Genomic DNA, 18,016 nt, shown 5'->3' with positions numbered 1-18,016 from the left:
TGGGGTGAAAACTTAATTTCGTTTATTAGTTAACTATTACTAAAGTAATAGAATGGAGGGGTGACAATGTTGTTTGAAATTTCTTCATCAATTATATTAGGTTCTATCGCTAGTATTTCGTATTTAAAAAAATCTAGTCTTTCAAATGATGTGGACAAAATACAAAAGATTTGTCAACACTGCGGTTTAACTACAAAAGAGGATTCAATACAGATTTATAGAAAAAAGCGACATGAGTGGGGGATGGAATATGTTTACCGTATTCCCTTGGGGCTTTCATTTGCTGATTTTGAAAGAAAAATTGATCATATACGAGATGGATTAAACAATAAAAAAAAGATTATTGATATTAGTGAACTGTTGAAAATAAACTTTCGAAAGAATTGGTTAAGGCAAATTAAAGAAATCATTTCAAATGCAAAGCACTTACAGAAGGATGTAGAGCTAGAGTATGATGGGATGTTACACATCAAGGTTTTGGAAAAAGCTTTGCCTATAAATCTGAAATTCGATGAATCGATTCTAGGTAGGTGTATTGATTGGGAAATTCCTTTAGGTATAACTCGTTACGGCTTTATTAAGCATGACATGGAACGTGGCCATATTACATTAGCAGGTGCAACCAGAAAAGGAAAAACAGTCTTTTTAAAACTGCTAATAACATCACTAATATATCAGCAACCAGAAACCGTAAAATTGTCTTTGATTGATCTAAAGGGTGGTCTCGCTTTTACAAGATTTAAAAATGCAATACAGGTGGAGGATGTTGCTACCGATTTAGACAGTGCACTTGAAGTCTTAAAAAAGGTCCAAAGTGAAATGGAAAAAATGAAAGGGTGGTTTGATAAAAATGGATCAGAAGACATTAAAGAAGCTGGCATTAGCACTAGACATATCATTATTGTTGATGAAGCAGCACAAATCTCGCCAAACATCATCACAGGTAAAGAGGAAAAAGAAAAAGCGCGTAAATGCGAAGAAGCGCTCTCGGAAATAGCTCGGATTGGAGCTGGACTTGGTTATCGATTAGTTTATTGCAGTCAATATCCCACTGCAGATGTAATGAATAAGCAAATCAAACAAAATTGCGATACGGTAATTACTTATAAATTGCGAGATGCTATTGCATCTAGAGTAGTTTTGGACGAATCCGGAGCAGAAAAACTTCCTTTACCAGGTCGTGCGATTTATAAAACTCCTGATGGTACTCAAATTGTTCAAACTCCTTTTATAACAAATGAACAAATTGAGAGCATGATAAAGCCTCATATTGTTTTTAAGCCAAGAAAGGAGCAGTCATATGAATATAGAAAAGGAGAAAAGAATAGATCAAATTCTTTTATTATTAAAGAAGTGTGATTACCTTACCAGAGAGCAATTACAAAGGATGGTTAACTTAGGTAAAACTCGTAATGCTCAAAGGGTTTTAAAAGACTTATCCAATTATGTATCCAGTTTTACTGATGATAAAAAGAATGTTTATTATTTGAATTCAAATGGCCGTGAAAGAGTGCAAGCAGAGAAAGTACGCAAAAAAACAGCGATGGTTACACATTATCTCATGAGAAATGATTTATACATTACAGTTGGTTGCCCTGTATCTTGGCGAAATGAAGTAGAAATATCAATTAACAATGTATCACTCATAGCAGACGCTGCCTATATCTCCGATAAACTCCATCATTTCATTGAAGTCGACAACAAACAATCGATGTCAAATAATATTCAAAAAATAAAAAAGTATAAAAAGTTATCAACATATAATCCACAGTTTGTTCTTATCTGGGTAACAACAACGCCGTATAGGAAGAAGAAACTTGAATCTTTAAGCCAAGGATTAAAGTTTAAAATTTATCTTTGGGAGGATCTAAAATGAAAACTCAAATAATTTCTATACGCGAGTTTATGTCATCAGAATATAAAATTGAAAAGAAGAAAAGAAAGAAGGATTTAAGTAGGATTGCAAAAAGGGTTGGTATATCTACTGTCTTACCATTAGCTTTCTCAAAACCATCTTTAGCAACCACAGTCGATGCAGTACCAGTAGGAGCTACACAATATATTGGAGAAAAGTCACTAGAAATACTAGCTCACGCATTGGATCCATTAGTTGAATTAATGGTTGCTCTTGCTTTTCCGGTGTGCTCAGTAATTATAGTAGGTTCTTGTTTCTTTTTTATGCTAGGAAAAAGTGAAAGGGCATGGAGTGGGATTCAAAATGCTGGATTGGGATATGTACTTATTCAGATCTTACCATTGCTCTTAAATGTTTTAAAAGCAGTAGGAGATGCAATATAAATTTTTAATCACATAATAGCTATAAAAATCATTCGTGCCAATTTCGTGCCAAATGATAAAAATAAATAAAAAGACAAGGGTTTCAAAATTACTGAAACCCTTGTCTTTCTTGAGTTTTTATTAACGGCCCCGAGAGGACTCGAACCTCCGACGCATGGTTTAGGAAACCAACGCTCTATCCGCTGAGCTACGGAGCCATAATAAATTATTTTTCATTTAACGACACTAATATTATATATGAATTATCTTATTTTGAAAAGTTAGAGACTCAAAAAGAATAGAAAAGCAAAGGCATTGTAGGCTTTTAGCTGCCTTTGCTTTTTAGTTTATGATGAAAGGTTTAATAAGCTAGGCTGAATAACCCTTTGATATGAGATAAGTAACGAATATTACTTGCTTCCTTCATTAAAGATGCTGGAAGACCTTTTAATGGTGTTTGATTTCCACCGATAATAGCAACTGCATCTTTTCGACCAAGACTTGCAAGTGTTCCAGAATCTACTGGAGAGAATTCTTCTAATTTCTTATCTGCGATTAAAGCAAAGACATTGTATCCAACAAGTTCACCCATTTGCCATGCATTTTGTGCAGTTGGAGCATATGGACGCCCATTAGGAGCCATTAATACAGCACTGTCACCTACAACAAATACATCAGGATGAGAAACAGATTGAAGATATTCATTGACTGTTGCACGGCCACGATTTACTTCAAGACCTGATTCACCAACTAGTGGATTTCCTTGTACCCCACCAGTCCAAACAAATGTATTAGTTACAATCTTTTGACCATCTTTTAAATCAACCGTATTGCCTTCAACATTTGTTACAGGAAGACCAGTTAAGAATTTAACGCCACGTTTTTCTAAGCTTGTTGTAGCTCGCTCGATTAAGTGGTCTGGTAAAACTGGTAAAATTTTAGGACCAGCTTCTACAAGCATAATTTTAAGTTCTTTTGGATCAATTCCATATTTTTTAGCTACACCTGGAATAGTGTCAACGATTTCACCGACTAATTCTACTCCAGTTAAGCCACCGCCACCAATAAGGATTGTAGCATCTGCTTCATTTTTTGTTTTTGCGTATTCTTGAATACGTCCTTCAATATGACGGAAAATTTTGTTCGCATCATTTGTAGATTTTAATACCATACTGTTTTCTTCTAATCCTGGAATTCCGAAATAAGAAGTAACACTACCTAGGCCGACAACAAGAACATCATATTTAAGTGCAGTGCTATCTGCAAGATGTATTTCTTTTTTGTCTACTGAGAAAGAAGTGACCTTTGAAATTTTAAGATCAATATCTTTTCCTTTGAATAGTTTTTCTAATGGCATTGCAATCGCTTGTTCAGAAATATTTCCTGCAGCTAAGCGATGAAGCTCAGTGATGATTTGGTGTGTTGGGTACTGATTAATAACTGTAACAGTAGCTTCTGACTTATCTAAATATTTACGAATATTTAATGCTGATAGAAGGCCACCATACCCAGCACCTAAAATGACGATATGTTTTGACATAGTTTATCCTCCATCCTATAAAGAAATTATCGTTGTTTACTACGTTGTTCAGACACTTGAAGAAATGCACTTAGGAAACGGAATAGTTTTTGTGCTTGTGGGTCTTTTAACATTCTAAGCAGACCAAATAATCCGATTACTTCACCATTGTTCTCTTCAGCAAGATCTTTTGCTTCGATAGCTGTTTGAGCAATGCTTTTTACACTTGTTTTGATTGGTTCTACAATCTCAGAAATTGCTCCAACTGTATCATTTTTTAGTACTTCATCTGTAGAAACTGATTTTGCAAAATCATAGGACTTCGTTAAGATAGTAACGAGTTCTGTTAGTTTTGGCAATTGTTCAACTAATACAGTCAATGATTCCTGAACTTCAGGCTTTAATAACTGATCAAGCACATCAAGTTGTTGCTGGCTAGGAACAGGTTTTTGTACATTAAGCTCAGCGTTTGTTTGATTGTTAGTATCTGACATTTTCAATTCTCCTTTTCTTTAGGCATCACTACTAGGCTACTCCACTTCTAAATACTTGTCCATTAATTAGTGTGGATTTTTTATAAAAATATATATAAATTTCTTCCTATATTGTATCAATAAAATCACAAGAGGAAAATATTGCGTTTGCAACTGGAAAACCCCTTATTTTAAATACATAAAATAGAGTTTTTTCAAACAAATTGATCACTGAGCATTTTCTATTTTCCCCCTTTGAAAAATGACTTACGCTCGTCTTTTTTTAAATTTTTCTTCATATGAATGAATAAGACAAAAGTGAGGTGATTAATTGATCCAATTAGAGGGCATTATCCCGGCGATAAGAGGTATGAAGGGGTTTGATAAAATCTTGAAGAGTGAAAAGAAGCATATTGTTTTTTTAGAAACTCGCCTTTCACTACTTCTACATGCAGTAAAGCATGCAAAGCAAATGGATAAGCAGGTACTCGTACATGTCGACTTAATTCAAGGATTAAAAGCGGATGAATATGGATTAGATTTTCTGATTAGAGATATGAAGGTAGATGGGATTATATCCACTAGAGGGAGCGCGATTACTTATGCTAAAAGAAATAATGTAACTTCTATTCAAAGAGTGTTTGCATTAGACAGTCATGCTCTAGAAAATAGTATTAAAATGATAAATACGTTAAAGCCAGATTATATTGAAATCCTACCTGGTATTGTGCCGTTTATCTTAGAAGAGGTATATGAAAAAACGGGGATACCAATTATTGCAGGAGGGTTAATAAGGACAAAACAAGATATTGAATACGCATTTAGTAAGGGAGCTAGGGCAATCACAACCTCAATGCCATTATTATGGGAATTATAAAAATTTTTAATAAACCGGGTTGACTTTCTTGATATTCCGCATTAACCTGTAACTAACAAGTTAATAGGTGGATGGAGATACGGAGACCCATTTTCAATAGCTGTTTATCCTTGGATAAATAGTATATTGATTTTGGGTCTTTTTTGATGTCCCAATCATTGACTTGTAGAAATTGACTCTTACTTAAAGGGAGATGGGATGATGTCTGAATTTCTTGCCGAATTGATTGGAACGATGATTCTTATTATCTTTGGTGGTGGTGTTGTCGGCGGGGTAGTCCTTAAAAAGACAAAAGCTGAAGGCGCAGGATGGATCGTTATAGCGATTGGCTGGGGTCTTGCAGTGACAATGGGTGTCTATGCAGTAGGAAGTATTTCTGGAGCACATTTAAATCCTGCTGTTACAATTGGATTTGCTTCCATTGGTGAGTTTCCGTGGGATAAAGTGCCTCTATATATTCTGGCACAATTAATTGGAGGTTTCATCGGTGGTGTAATTGTCTTTTTTCAATATCTCCCACATTGGAAAGAAACAAAAGATCCAGGGGATCAGCTTGCAGTTTTTTCAACGGGTCCTGCCATTCGAAGTACTCTTTCGAATTTGGTAAGTGAAATGATTGGTACATTTGTCCTTATTATGGGGTTATTATTTATTGGTGCGAATGAATTTACGGAAGGGTTAAATCCTGCCATTGTTGGTTTATTAATCGTAGCGATTGGTTTATCATTAGGGGCAACAACAGGTTACGCAATTAATCCTGCACGTGATCTCGGACCAAGGCTTGCCCATGCGATATTACCGATTATTGGGAAAGGAAGCTCTGACTGGGGATATGCCTGGATTCCAATCATTGGCCCCATCCTTGGAGGAACTTATGGAGCATTATTTTATAAAGCTATCTTTATAGGAAAGTTTACAATTGCATTCTGGATTGTTAGCGTTGTCATTGTCATAATATTTATCGGTGCACTAATGAATGAATTAAAAAATAGAAATCTTTCAAAAAACAAGTTGTGAGGGGGAAAATACATGAATCGATATATACTAGCTCTTGACCAAGGAACAACAAGCTCACGTGCGATTCTATTTAATCATGAAGGAGAAATTATTGAAACGGCTCAGAGGGAGTTTGAACAATTTTTTCCAAAACCGGGCTGGGTTGAACATGATGCAAACGAGATTTGGACATCCATTTTGGCGTGTATGGCTGAAGTCATAAGAAAAGCAGATATTGAACCAGATCAAGTGGCTGGTATTGGGATTACGAATCAACGCGAAACGGCGGTTGTATGGGATAAGAATACTGGTAAACCAATTTATAAAGCTATTGTTTGGCAATCCAGGCAAACAGATGACATTTGTAAAGATCTCCGTGAAAAGGGTTACAATGATTTGTTTAGAGAGAAAACAGGATTACTCATTGATGCTTATTTTTCAGGGACAAAGGTTAAATGGATTCTTGATCATGTTGAGGGAGCAAGAGAAAAGGCAGAAAAAGGCGAATTATTATTTGGAACGATTGACACATGGTTGGTTTACAAGCTATCGGGCGGGAAAAGGCATGTTACTGACTATTCAAATGCCTCTCGAACACTAATGTATAATATCTATGATTTAAAATGGGACGATGAATTATTAGACATTCTTAATGTGCCAAAAAGTATGCTGCCAGAGGTGAGACCATCTTCGGAAATATATGCAAATACCGTTTCTTATCATTTCTTTGGTCATGAAATACCGATAGCTGGAATTGCGGGTGATCAGCAAGCAGCATTATTCGGGCAAGCATGTTTTGAAAAAGGCATGGCAAAAAATACTTATGGAACCGGATGCTTCATGCTAATGAATACGGGAGAAAAAGGAGTAAAATCTGATCATGGGCTACTAACTACTCTTGCATGGGGCGTTGATGGGAAAGTTGAGTATGCCCTTGAAGGAAGTATCTTTGTCGCTGGCTCAGCGATTCAATGGTTAAGAGATGGATTAAAAATGTTTGAGCATGCTCCTGACAGTGAAGCGTATGCAACAAAAGTGGAATCAACAGACGGAGTTTATATGGTACCTGCTTTTGTTGGGCTCGGAACTCCTTATTGGGATAGTGATGCGCGTGGTGCAGTATTTGGTTTAACGCGAGGAACAACAAAGGAACATTTTATTCGAGCGACATTAGAATCCCTTGCATACCAAACGAAGGATGTGTTAGATGCAATGATCTCTGATTCAGGGATTGAGCTGAAAACCCTACGTGTCGATGGTGGTGCGGTGAAAAATAATTTCCTCATGCAGTTCCAGAGTGATATTCTCGGTACACCTGTTGATCGCCCAATAGTCAGTGAGACAACTGCATTAGGTGCTGCCTATCTAGCAGGCTTAGCTGTTGGCTATTGGAAGGATAGAGAAGAAATTTCAAAGCAATGGAAAATAGAAACTACGTTTACTAATAAATTAGATCGAGAAATAAGTAAGAAGCTGTATGAGGGATGGCAAAGGGCAGTAGCTGCTACACGGGCATTTAAAGCGTAATTTAATAATTATTACTCGTATAGGTTAATAGAATGGCAAGGACATAGAGACCGCAAGCATCAAAAGATATTGTCTTGGATGGATTGTGGTCTTTTTTTATAGGCCTTTTTTCACGCCTTGTTGCTATTAAGTAAAGATTACTAATTAACTATCGCCTGAAGACCGCTACATCTTTCACATTTAACGGAGAAAAGCATCCTTTATTAGGTATAAAAAGTTGGTAGTTTGGGCTTTTACAAAAACAACAACGATACGAAAACAGCCTTTTTATATTAATCATTATTTAGGAGTGGGGTTATCATGAAAAAAATTATCAATGATCCTAATCAAGTAGTCCAAGATATGTTAAAAGGAGTACTTGCTGCGTTTCCAAATGAATTGAAGGTTATTGAAGGAACGACAGTTATTGTTAGAAAGGATTCTCCAGTTCCGAATAAAGTTGGAATTATTAGTGGAGGTGGTAGTGGTCATGAACCAGCACATGCAGGATATGTTGGGAAAGGGATGCTTGATGCAGCAGTAGCTGGTGAAGTGTTTACTTCCCCAACACCTGATCAAGTCTATGAAGCAATTAAAGCTGTAGATAGTGGGGCTGGTGTCTTAATGGTGATCAAAAATTATACGGGTGATGTAATGAATTTTGAAATGGCTGCAGAACTTGCTATAGCAGATGGAATTCATGTAGAAAAAGTCATTGTAAATGATGATGTTGCTGTTGAGGATAGTTCGTTTCCAACGGGGCGAAGAGGGATAGCTGGGACGGTCTTTGTCCATAAAATTGTGGGTGCTAAAGCGGAAACGGGTGCTGAATTACATGAAGTAAAAGCTATAGCAGATAAAGTAGTACAAAATGTTCGTTCCATGGGAATGGCCATTAGTCCATGTACAGTCCCTGCAGCTGGAAAGCCTAGCTTTGTTCTTGATGAAACGGAAATGGAAATAGGGATGGGGATTCATGGAGAGCCTGGAATTGAGAAGAAAGGGATAGCTACTGCAAACGAAATTGCAGAAGAGCTTACAGGAAAGATTTTAGACGATATGGTTTTACAAAAAGGTGATGAGGTTGCTGTAATGATCAATGGATTAGGATCTACTCCGGAAATGGAACTTTATATAGTAAATGGAAAGGTTCATGACATCTTATCCAATCAAGGGATAAGCGTATATAGAACCTATGTAGGTGAGTTTATGACCTCATTAGAAATGGCTGGATGTTCGGTGACATTACTAAAGCTTGATAGTGAATTGAAACAATTATTAGATGCTGAATCCTTTACCCCTGCATTTCGAAAATAATTGATTATATGAAGGATGGGAAGGAAATGAATTTAACAGTAAATGCTACTTTAAAATGGATGGAAAAAATGAATGAAAAAGTTCAAGCAAACAAAGAGTATTTGACTGAACTTGATCAGGCAATAGGTGATGGTGATCACGGTATTAATATGTCTAGAGGCTTTCAAGAAGTAGTGAATAAAATTTCTGTAACAAGCTATGAAACGGTATCTGATTGTTTGAAGGATGTTGCCATGACGCTAATGACTAAGGTTGGCGGAGCGTCTGGCCCCTTATATGGCACTGCTTTTTTGAAAATGTCCATCTCCCTGAGAGGAAAAGATAAAGTGGACGGGATGGCTCTTATATTAGCCATTGATGAAGCGGTAAAGGGAATGATACAACGAGGAAAAGCGGCAGTTGGTAATAAAACAATGCTTGATGTTTGGATTCCCATTCTTAACCTGTTCTAAGAAAAACAAAGTATTGATTGGAATGATGTTGAAAGGACTGCAAAAAATTCTATGGAGAAAACAAGAGAAATGCTAGCCATAAAAGGAAGAGCTGCTTATTTAAAAGAACGATCAATTGGCCATATCGATGCAGGTTCAGCTTCCTCTTTTTATCTATTCCAATCACTTGCTGAAGTTGCGAGGGAGTGTGAAATATGATGGAAACTGTGGGAATTGTTCTAATTTCTCATAGTATAAAGGTTATCGAGGGAATTAAAGAGATCATTTCCCAAGTAGTTGACAATGTGTCGATACAATTAGCAGGTGGAACAGATCATCAAATGATCGGAACAAGTGTGGAGAAAATCCTGTCAGCGATAGAACGAGCACATAGTTCAAAAGGTATCATTCTCCTTTATGATTTGGGAAGTGCATTGATGAATGCAGAGCTAGCAATTGAAATTTCACAATATGAGAATATAAAAATCGCTGCGGATATTCCTTTAGTAGAAGGAGCATATATTGCGGCGGTAGAGGCTGGAATGGGTAAAGAGATTGATCAAATTCTTGAGAGCTTGGAAAAATGTTTTTGAAAGACTCCTTTCTCAAATATAGTTACTAATTAAGGAAAGTTTTAATGAATCACTATCGGTTGAAGAGTGCTGTATTTTATTTCTGAGAAAATATCATAATGTCGCTGAATTCTTTATTGGGTGTAAAAACCCGCAGTTTGGCTTTTACAAAAGCAACAAACCATACCAAAACAGCCTCTTCTAAAAAGAGAGTCCGAAGAAATGAAAATCCCGACCAAAATTAGGTCGGGTATATATAAAATAAAAAGGAGGTTCACTAGACTGAAATTAGGGGGAGTCTAGTATTAGGAAAGCCTTGCTTGTCCTTGTGAATAAAATATTAAACTAAAAATCCTAAAAAAATATGAAAGAAAGATGATAATTAGATGAGAAACAATTTTGACACAAATTATATAAGTGCTTAAAAAATGCACTTCAATGAAATTAAAATAATTCGTCTGACAAAAACAAATGAATTTACTAACATCATAATGCGAACCACCAATGGAAAACAGATAAAGTAGACTGTGTTTTTTGCATTTTATTAATAAACCTATTGTCGGATAATACATCTATATTTTTTACTAACCATTTGGTAGGGACCCGTTTAAACGGGTCCCTTTTTACTATAATGAAGGTATAGTGGTACAAAAAAATAATTTTATTAATTTTAAAACTTTTTATAATTATTTCCGTCTAAATATAGAATTTCTAACAGAATAGGAGGGGGAAAGTTGAGGAAAGGGAGGAAACATGATATCGAGGAATGGTATTTGGAGTATGGGGATGCAATTTTTAAATACATTTTATTGATGGTAAAGGATTATCAGTTAGCAGAAGATTTAACACATGAAACCTTTATGAAAGCATATATGAATTATCATGCATTTAAAGGGGAATCTAGCCCAAAAACTTGGCTATTTAGTATTGGTCATAATGTTACAGTAGATGAATTGAGAAAGAGGAAACCTCTTATGATTTTTAAAGAAATCTTACATTTCAATAAGGATAAGAGTCCTCTGCCTGAAGAGATTGTCCAAATAAAAGAAACATCAAAAGAGATTTATCGAGCATTAGGGGAACTCAAAAGTTCATATAGGGAAGTTATTATTTTGCGCAAAATTAAAGGGTTTTCAATTGAGGAAACATCTAAGATTTTGAATTGGTCTGAGAGCAGGGTGAAATCTACACTTTTCCGAGCCATTCCTGCATTAGAGGAAAAAATGTTAAAGGAGGCTTTTCTGAATGAAAAAACAGTATGAAGAAAGTATCTATGATGGATACTTGGAAAGATTAGATTCAGAAATTATTTGGGACGAGAACAGAAGTAGACATTTGCATAAAAAAGTAATGCAGGATATGAAAAGGTTGAATGTTCGAACGAGAATGAAAAAGTTGTTTGTTTATACTTCAACTGCTATGGCCCTTCTAATACTAACAATTTTTAGCTATGACTTGGTAGATAAAAATAAGGAGTTACAAATGGCAGATCCAAAAACAAATGAGGAGTTACATATGCAACAAGTCGCTAATGAGAATAAAAAATATCGAACAGCATTCAAAAAAATACAGATTGGGGATCCTATAACATTTAATGGGAAAACATCGATGATAATTTCTAAAGAAGCAACTATTCCAATTGATTTGAAAGAAGTAATTCCTAATATCACAGATTTAAGTTCAATTTCTTATTCTACTGCATTGACCAATGTAGAAGTGTTTTATTCCTATGGTAATGATGGGAATTATCTCATGATTAAGCCAAAACCCACTATATCCTCCATTGATGAAGTAATTAAGGAAAAGCTAGCATATAAAAAGGCGAATACAAAGGAATTGAATATATCCGGAAAAAAAGCAGTACTATGGGAAAATAAGGAGGGATTAGCACCAGAATTATTTTTAGTGACAGCAAATTATATTTATAGTGTGGAATATGGATATATACACCAACCGGATTCTAAAGTGGAGCCGTTAATCCAGCTAGCCGAACAAATTCAATTTCATGAATAAATTTCTTCTATTCTAATGGATACTAATAGAAGATAGGAGGGATTGTATGGAAATAAAGGTTGGACAAATATATAAACAAAAGGAAAAGGATACGATGGCAATGGTCACTGGGATTAAAAATGAGAGAATATTTCTAGGAAATGGCGTTTCTACATCGAAGGGAACTTTGCATAATCATTATATATTAATAAAAGATGTTGAGAGTTGAAGGAAATAATTAGAAAGGAGCTGTCTATTTAGGGAATCCCCGATAATGGTTAGCTCCTCTCTTACTTTTAAATAATAAAATTGCTTCAAAACCTAGCCTTAAGGCTTAATGACCTCTTCACAATAAAAGAACGGACTTAAGTATCATCCACTTATTAATTTTCTCTATTATGCTCGCAAGAGGCTTTCGATTTTTAAGAACTTAGTGTACTGAAAAAGGGTTGAAAACTTATTGGTAATAGTATTTCGATTGTCGTCCCTATACCTTCTTCACTTTCAATTATTAATTCTCCATGATGACTTTCAATAATTTTGAAGCAGGTCATTAGACCAAGACCCGTTCCCTTTTCCTTAGTTGTATAAAAAGGTTCACCAAGTGTAGGAATCCGTTCTTTAGGGATTCCTACTCCATGGTCATTTACAAAGATGGAGATTTGGTTTGGACTTTTCATTTGAGCATTTATTTTAATTAATCCTCCATTTGGCATCGCTTCAATTGCATTTTTTAAAAGATTGATAAGGACTTGTTTTAATTGGTTTTTCTCACATAAAATAGTAGGAAGTTCGGGACTGATTTCAACGATGATTTGCGCACTATTCATTATTGATTGGGTATTTACTAAAGTGACGACATCTTTAATTAATGGTTCGAGTTCATTTTCTTCAAAGACAGTGATTGATGGTTTAGCTAAAACAAGGAATTCACCTAGGATATGATTAATCCGTTCTAATTCTGATAAAACGATATCATAATACTCTTTTTGATAGGTATTTGAACGAAATAATTGAATAAACCCTTTTATGGAAGTAAGCGGATTCCGAATCTCATGTGCTATTCCAGCCGCCATTTGACCTACGAGCGCTAGTTTTTCAGACTTCAGTAGTAGGGAATCTGTTTGTTTTTTATCATCTGTGACATCTTTTCCAATCGAAAGGATAATTTCTTTTCCTTCATATTGGGATAATTCGGAGGTTACTTCAAAAAAGATGATTTTACCATCGAGTCTTTTTAATCTCACAACAATACTTGATGTTGCTACATTTTTCTGTAGTCCTTTTCTAATTTCTTTTATATTGTTGTTAGAATCAAATATTAGAAAATCATAAATAGATCTACCGATAAGTTCATTTTTGTTATGAGCAGCGATCATTTTTTCTGCAGCTTTATTTACAAATAGAATGATACTATCTTGATGAATAATTACAGGCTTGGGGAGCCACTCTATTAATTTTTTATAATTTTGCTCGCTTTTTTTTCTTTCCTTAGCAAATAATCTTAATTTATCATATTGCCATCCAACAATCCAAGCGATGAGAGTCGCGACTAAACATTCAGTAATATCTAGAAAATGATACTCTCCGAAAAAAATCGCCTGAACCAAAGAAAATAAAATGGAGATAGAAACTAGTATTATTTGAGCATTTCTTTTCATATTCAAATCCTCTTTCGAAAAGGTAATGTTGGAATATGGGTAACGAGTTCATCAATATCAACCATTATGTACGACTATTATACCACTATTGGTTAGAATTTTATAAATTTTATAAAAATTAGTACAGCATAATATAAATAATAAAAATCAAGCCTAACATTTCAATACCTAATGTACGTAATTTTTTACTACTTGTTCTACATACTTCGGTAATGATCCAATCAAACACATATAAAATAAGGACAAATACTATTAATTTTAGATACATATGAATGGTTAATGATTGAAAGATTTGGGCGAGACTGTCTTTATTCATAGAAGAACACTCCTTTTAAATTTTTCCATAACTATTTAAGAGGATTGACTAAAATAGATGTTAATATATGTTTTTTTCACATTCATTGTTGCTACTTAGATAAAGTTTTAACGAATAAAATAGGTTGAAAACATATCTCGCTTCATTCTTACACAAACTCTGAAGTCTTTATTAGGGGGGGAAATCTGACAGTCGGGCTATTACAAAAGCAATACACTATAAGAAAGCATCCTAGTATATTGGTTGAAGATATTTTTGAATAGATTATTATTCCAAAAATGGATGATTAATACAATAAAAAAGAGAAAAGTTACAAAAAAAGGTATTTAATAAAGGTATATGTGAACATTCATTGAAATTGAACAAAAGAATGTTGATAATGATTAATGTTCATTATAAAATGTTAGGTAGCAAAAATTCTAACGAAATGGCAAACCTTGCGAAAGTGAGGGACGCAAAGCTACGGGTCTAAGGTTCATTTTGAATGATGATCGCCGGGCTGCCGAATAGTCATAATGAGCTTATTAAAATTGACTATTTCTATATGGGAATAGTTTTTTTGCTGTTTACCACTTTTCGTTAATAAGGTTTCATGCAAAAGTTTTTTGGAAAAGATTATGATTCCTTTTAAATACTTTTGAATGATGAAAAGGGGACGGAGCGTCGCTAACTTGAATAGTATAAAGATTTATACTTAAATAGCAAAAGATTTTGATCTGCTTGGCTCTGCTCACACCGCCTTATCAGAAGAAATCAAATGATTTCATGATAAATGGTGGAGACGAGAATTGCCCCATACTAGTTTTCTAGGAGGATTATGATGGGAAATGAAATTGTACTTGAATCAACTATAGAATATTCAAGTGTTCGCATTAGTTTAAATCAAATGAAGGATTTGTTATATAAATATATTCTTCCATTAAACGAATTGAATATTAGATTAAGTGATGGTGAACAGATTCAAATTAGTAGTGAGACATTAATTAATTTATTACTGACAAAACTTAGCCGTAATCAATTACTAGAATTAATTCATATGTTTCAAATTATTAATAGCCGTAAATCAAATATTAAGCACTATTTAGAATATATTTTACATGGAATTTCTATGTAATTAGACAAATAAGTTAAGCGGAAAAATCCCTGCATTTGGCAGGGAGAGCTTAATTTTCATATCCATTAACAACTAAATCCAATTTTCCTGTCTCAGGGTCGATAACTAAACCATGGACTGGAATATCTTTTGACATTAACGGATGATGTTTGACCATATCTACACTATGCTTTACACTATCTTCAACACGATCAAAGCCTTGGAACCATTCATGTAAATCGATACCGGAGTATTTAATTGTTTCTAGTGTTTGTTCCTCTATCCCTCTTTGCTTTAACTTTTCCAATACAGAATCACTGTTAATCGCACTCATTCCACAATCATGATGACCAATAACTAAAACTTCATCTGCATGTAATTCATAAACAGCGATTAATAAGCTTCTCATAATACTGCCAAATGGGTGAGAAACAATCGCACCTGCATTTTTTATTATTTTTACATCACCGTTTTTGGTATTGGTTGCTTTATGTAGCAGCTCAACAAGTCTAGTGTCCATACATGTTAGAATTACTAAACGTTTATCGGGATATTTCGTTGTTGTAAAATCCTCATATTTTTTTAGGGATACAAATTCCTCATTGTAGCTGAGAATATCATTTAATAATGTCATTCTATCACCTCAAATTAATAGCTTTTCAATTAATGAACCACTTTTAATTTTAACTCAATTTTTAACACTTGAAAAACAAATTAGGCGAATGGACTATTTTCATTTGCTCGATTGCACATTTCTTTATTTCATGCTACATTTAATTCATAGTTTTTTTATAGGAAATGAGGGGATTAAAGTGGGCAGAGAGTTTAATGAACTATTTGATCAGTGGTCCCATACTTATGATGACACAGTAACTGGAAATGATCCTGAATATGAAGAAGTTTTTACTCATTATGACGTGATTCTTTCAGAAGTTGCAAAGAATGCTTCCGGTACCGTTGTAGAATTCGGGGTAGGTACGGGGAATTTAACTAAGAAATTATTGAATAGAGGATTAAATGTATATGGATTGGAACCATCAAGTGAAATGAGAAAAATTGCAAAGGATAAGTTACCAGAGGTTCCAATTTGGGATGGAGACTTTCTTGAATTTCCAAATATATCAGTGCCAATTCATACTTTTGTCAGCACATATGCCTTTCATCATTTAACAGATGAGGAAAAGGGTAAAGCGATTAAAAAATATAGCCAGCTTTTAACTGCGGATGGGAGAATTCTTTTTGCAGACACCGTTTTTGCTACGGAGGATGAAAAAAAGAAAATGATTGAATGGGCTAAACGAAAAGGATTTAACCGGTTAGCTACGGATATAGAGACAGAGTATTATACTACGATTCCAGTTCTGCAAACTATTTTCAATCAAAATGGTTTTTCCGTTGAATTCAAAAAATTAAACCGATTTGTATGGTTAATTGATGCGAAGAGACAAAATTGTTAGATTATTATATAAAGAAATATATCTAAGAGGAGAAGGGAGAAAGTAGACATGACAGTAGAAAAGAAAATGAATGTAGAAAGTTTTAATTTAGATCATACAAAAGTAAAAGCTCCTTATGTGCGTTTAGCAGGGGTGAAAGAAGGGTTTAATGGAGATATCATTCATAAATATGATATTCGCTTTTGCCAACCGAATAAAGAGCATATGGAGATGCCAGCACTCCATTCCTTAGAGCATATGATGGCAGAATTCAGTAGAAATTATTCCAACAATATTGTTGATATTAGTCCGATGGGCTGTCAAACAGGTTTTTACCTTTCTCTAATTAATCACAATGATTATGATGATGTACTTACTATTCTTGAAAAAACATTGAATGATGTCTTAACAGCTACAGAGGTGCCCGCATGTAATGAAGTCCAATGCGGTTGGGCAGCAAGTCATAGTTTAGAAGGGGCGCAAGCGATCGCTAAAACGATGTTAGAAAAGAAAAATGAATGGTCTAAGGTATTTGCTTAAGAAAGGATTGTTCATTGATTGTTAGTTATTACCGCTATCCAATTTTTAGATTGCTAGTTTCATTAGAGAGGGATATTTAATGAAATATGTAAAACATGTGAGTGAATTAATTGGCCATACACCATTGATAGAAATCACATCATATTCACTTCCAAAAGGTGTACGAATTTTTGCTAAGCTTGAATATTTTAATCCTGGTGGAAGTATCAAGGATCGCTTAGGCCAATTTTTATTAAAAAGAGCTTTTGATGAAGGGAAATTAAAAGAGGGTTGGACGATTGTTGAGCCAACTGCCGGAAATACGGGAGTTGGCTTGGCATTGGCAGCAATTCAGTTTAAGGTTAATGCTATTTTTGTGACACCTGAAAAGTTTAGTCTTGAAAAACAAACATTGATGAGGGCACTCGGAGCTACTGTAGTGAATACACCGACTGCATTTGGTATGCAAGGGGCAATTGAAAAGGCAAAGGAATTGTTGGAGGAAATTCCTCATTCTTTTTATCCAGGTCAGTTTCAAAATTTCGCCAATCCAGATACGTACTATGAGAGCTTAGGACCAGAGCTATACGAGGAACTTGATGGGAAGATTGACATTTTTGTTGCAGGGGCAGGGTCAGGGGGCACATTTATGGGGACCTCACGTTTTTTAAAAGAAAAGCTGCCTCACATAAAAACCGTAATTGTTGAACCTGAAGGCTCTATTCTTAATGGTGGTGAGGCTGGCTCTCATCGTACAGAAGGAATAGGGATGGAATTCCTTCCTCCATTTATCGATCGTGATTATTTTGATTTCATCCATACTATTTCAGATAAGGACGCTTTTTTTCGCTTAGCAGAAATAGGTAGAAATGAAGGTCTTCTCATCGGAAGTTCATCGGGGGCGGCATTAGAAGCATGTCTCCGTGAAGCGAAACAGGCAGAACCTGGAACGAATATTGTAACGATTTTTCCAGATAGCAGTGAAAGATATATTAGTAGTGGGATTTATGAATGAAAGGTGTTGATGCAAA

20 protein-coding genes, 1 tRNA gene, 1 pseudogene and 1 riboswitch are annotated in these 18,016 nt (G+C 34.8%); of the genes and pseudogenes, 16 read left to right on the top strand and 6 right to left on the bottom strand.

Going from position 1 to position 18,016, the window contains the following annotated elements:
- The first annotated feature begins 66 nt into the window (after nt 1-66).
- From I5818_RS21715 to I5818_RS21705, 3 genes are read left to right on the top strand one after another with little or no spacing between them, the layout of a single operon-like run.
- A complete protein-coding gene (locus I5818_RS21715; RefSeq protein ID WP_078111371.1) occupies nt 67-1,359 on the top strand; it encodes an FtsK/SpoIIIE domain-containing protein in 1,293 nt (430 codons plus the stop codon).
- Complete coding sequence (locus I5818_RS21710) at nt 1,301-1,876, top strand: replication-relaxation family protein (RefSeq protein ID WP_078111370.1); 576 nt, start codon at nt 1,301-1,303, stop codon at nt 1,874-1,876. The genes I5818_RS21715 and I5818_RS21710 overlap by 59 nt, the downstream gene beginning before the upstream one ends.
- Nucleotides 1,873-2,298 (top strand): hypothetical protein, encoded by a 426-nt coding sequence (locus tag I5818_RS21705; protein WP_078111369.1) that lies wholly within the window; start codon nt 1,873-1,875, stop codon nt 2,296-2,298. Before I5818_RS21710 ends, I5818_RS21705 begins: the two co-directional genes overlap by 4 nt.
- Before the next feature lie 124 nt (nt 2,299-2,422).
- Here the strand turns inward: I5818_RS21705 and I5818_RS21700 are convergent.
- From I5818_RS21700 to I5818_RS21690, 3 genes are all read right to left on the bottom strand, one after another.
- Nucleotides 2,423-2,495: transfer RNA gene (locus I5818_RS21700), tRNA-Arg, on the bottom strand.
- A 143-nt stretch (nt 2,496-2,638) separates the two neighbouring features.
- Complete coding sequence (locus I5818_RS21695; RefSeq protein ID WP_058003040.1) at nt 2,639-3,817, bottom strand: NAD(P)/FAD-dependent oxidoreductase; 1,179 nt, start codon at nt 3,815-3,817, stop codon at nt 2,639-2,641.
- 26 nt (nt 3,818-3,843) lie between these two features.
- Nucleotides 3,844-4,290, bottom strand: coding sequence for a helical membrane plugin domain-containing protein (locus tag I5818_RS21690; RefSeq protein ID WP_058003039.1), 447 nt, complete (start codon nt 4,288-4,290; stop codon nt 3,844-3,846).
- 310 nt (nt 4,291-4,600) lie between these two features.
- On the opposite strand from I5818_RS21690, the gene I5818_RS21685 reads away from it, so the two are divergent.
- The 9 genes and pseudogenes from I5818_RS21685 (at nt 4,601) to I5818_RS21645 (ending at nt 12,189) form a co-directional block, all read left to right on the top strand.
- A complete protein-coding gene (locus I5818_RS21685) occupies nt 4,601-5,146 on the top strand; it encodes a glycerol-3-phosphate responsive antiterminator (RefSeq protein ID WP_058003038.1) in 546 nt (181 codons plus the stop codon).
- 201 nt (nt 5,147-5,347) lie between these two features.
- Nucleotides 5,348-6,163, top strand: coding sequence for an MIP/aquaporin family protein (locus I5818_RS21680; RefSeq protein WP_058003037.1), 816 nt, complete (start codon nt 5,348-5,350; stop codon nt 6,161-6,163).
- A gap of 12 nt (nt 6,164-6,175) precedes the next feature.
- A complete protein-coding gene (gene glpK / locus I5818_RS21675) occupies nt 6,176-7,669 on the top strand; it encodes a glycerol kinase GlpK (protein ID WP_058003036.1) in 1,494 nt (497 codons plus the stop codon).
- 300 nt (nt 7,670-7,969) lie between these two features.
- Complete coding sequence (gene dhaK, locus I5818_RS21670) at nt 7,970-8,965, top strand: dihydroxyacetone kinase subunit DhaK (protein WP_078110062.1); 996 nt, start codon at nt 7,970-7,972, stop codon at nt 8,963-8,965.
- 8 nt (nt 8,966-8,973) lie between these two features.
- Nucleotides 8,974-9,615: pseudogene (gene dhaL, locus I5818_RS21665) on the top strand (dihydroxyacetone kinase subunit DhaL).
- Nucleotides 9,612-9,989: a dihydroxyacetone kinase phosphoryl donor subunit DhaM gene (gene dhaM, locus I5818_RS21660; RefSeq protein ID WP_313902898.1), complete on the top strand. Its 378-nt coding sequence runs from the start codon at nt 9,612-9,614 to the stop codon at nt 9,987-9,989. Before dhaL ends, dhaM begins: the two are co-directional and overlap by 4 nt.
- 713 nt (nt 9,990-10,702) lie before the next feature.
- Entirely contained in the window at nt 10,703-11,230 is a 528-nt protein-coding gene (locus tag I5818_RS21655) for an RNA polymerase sigma factor (RefSeq protein WP_058003033.1), read from the top strand.
- A complete protein-coding gene (locus tag I5818_RS21650; protein WP_058003032.1) occupies nt 11,214-11,981 on the top strand; it encodes a hypothetical protein in 768 nt (255 codons plus the stop codon). The genes I5818_RS21655 and I5818_RS21650 overlap by 17 nt, the downstream gene beginning before the upstream one ends.
- Before the next feature lie 46 nt (nt 11,982-12,027).
- Nucleotides 12,028-12,189, top strand: a complete 162-nt coding sequence (locus I5818_RS21645) for a hypothetical protein (RefSeq protein ID WP_169792979.1) — start codon at nt 12,028-12,030, stop codon at nt 12,187-12,189.
- A gap of 193 nt (nt 12,190-12,382) precedes the next feature.
- On the opposite strand, the gene I5818_RS21640 is transcribed toward I5818_RS21645, so the two are convergent.
- Complete coding sequence (locus tag I5818_RS21640; RefSeq protein WP_078111345.1) at nt 12,383-13,621, bottom strand: ATP-binding protein; 1,239 nt, start codon at nt 13,619-13,621, stop codon at nt 12,383-12,385.
- Nucleotides 13,622-13,739: 118 nt separating this feature from the next.
- A complete protein-coding gene (locus I5818_RS21635) occupies nt 13,740-13,937 on the bottom strand; it encodes a hypothetical protein (RefSeq protein WP_058003030.1) in 198 nt (65 codons plus the stop codon).
- Nucleotides 13,938-14,356: 419 nt separating this feature from the next.
- Nucleotides 14,357-14,444: riboswitch (cyclic di-GMP riboswitch) on the top strand.
- A gap of 310 nt (nt 14,445-14,754) precedes the next feature.
- On the opposite strand from I5818_RS21635, the gene I5818_RS21630 reads away from it, so the two are divergent.
- Nucleotides 14,755-15,051, top strand: a complete 297-nt coding sequence (locus tag I5818_RS21630; protein WP_139254846.1) for a hypothetical protein — start codon at nt 14,755-14,757, stop codon at nt 15,049-15,051.
- A 49-nt stretch (nt 15,052-15,100) separates the two neighbouring features.
- Here the strand turns inward: I5818_RS21630 and I5818_RS21625 are convergent, their stop codons facing one another.
- Nucleotides 15,101-15,664: a beta-class carbonic anhydrase gene (locus I5818_RS21625; protein WP_078111313.1), complete on the bottom strand. Its 564-nt coding sequence runs from the start codon at nt 15,662-15,664 to the stop codon at nt 15,101-15,103.
- A gap of 178 nt (nt 15,665-15,842) precedes the next feature.
- Here I5818_RS21625 and I5818_RS21620 point away from each other — a divergent pair, with 178 nt between their 5' ends.
- From I5818_RS21620 to I5818_RS21610, 3 genes are all read left to right on the top strand, one after another.
- Entirely contained in the window at nt 15,843-16,487 is a 645-nt protein-coding gene (locus I5818_RS21620; RefSeq protein ID WP_058003027.1) for a class I SAM-dependent methyltransferase, read from the top strand.
- 48 nt (nt 16,488-16,535) lie between these two features.
- On the top strand, nt 16,536-17,006 hold the full coding sequence (locus I5818_RS21615) for an S-ribosylhomocysteine lyase (RefSeq protein ID WP_078111312.1): 471 nt from the start codon (nt 16,536-16,538) through the stop codon (nt 17,004-17,006).
- A 79-nt stretch (nt 17,007-17,085) separates the two neighbouring features.
- Nucleotides 17,086-18,000: a PLP-dependent cysteine synthase family protein gene (locus I5818_RS21610; protein ID WP_058003025.1), complete on the top strand. Its 915-nt coding sequence runs from the start codon at nt 17,086-17,088 to the stop codon at nt 17,998-18,000.
- Nucleotides 18,001-18,016 lie beyond the last annotated feature (16 nt).

Source organism: Heyndrickxia oleronia (assembly GCF_017809215.1).
GTDB lineage: Bacteria > Bacillota > Bacilli > Bacillales > Bacillaceae_C > Heyndrickxia > Heyndrickxia oleronia.
This window is presented reverse-complemented; position numbering and strand designations above follow the sequence as displayed.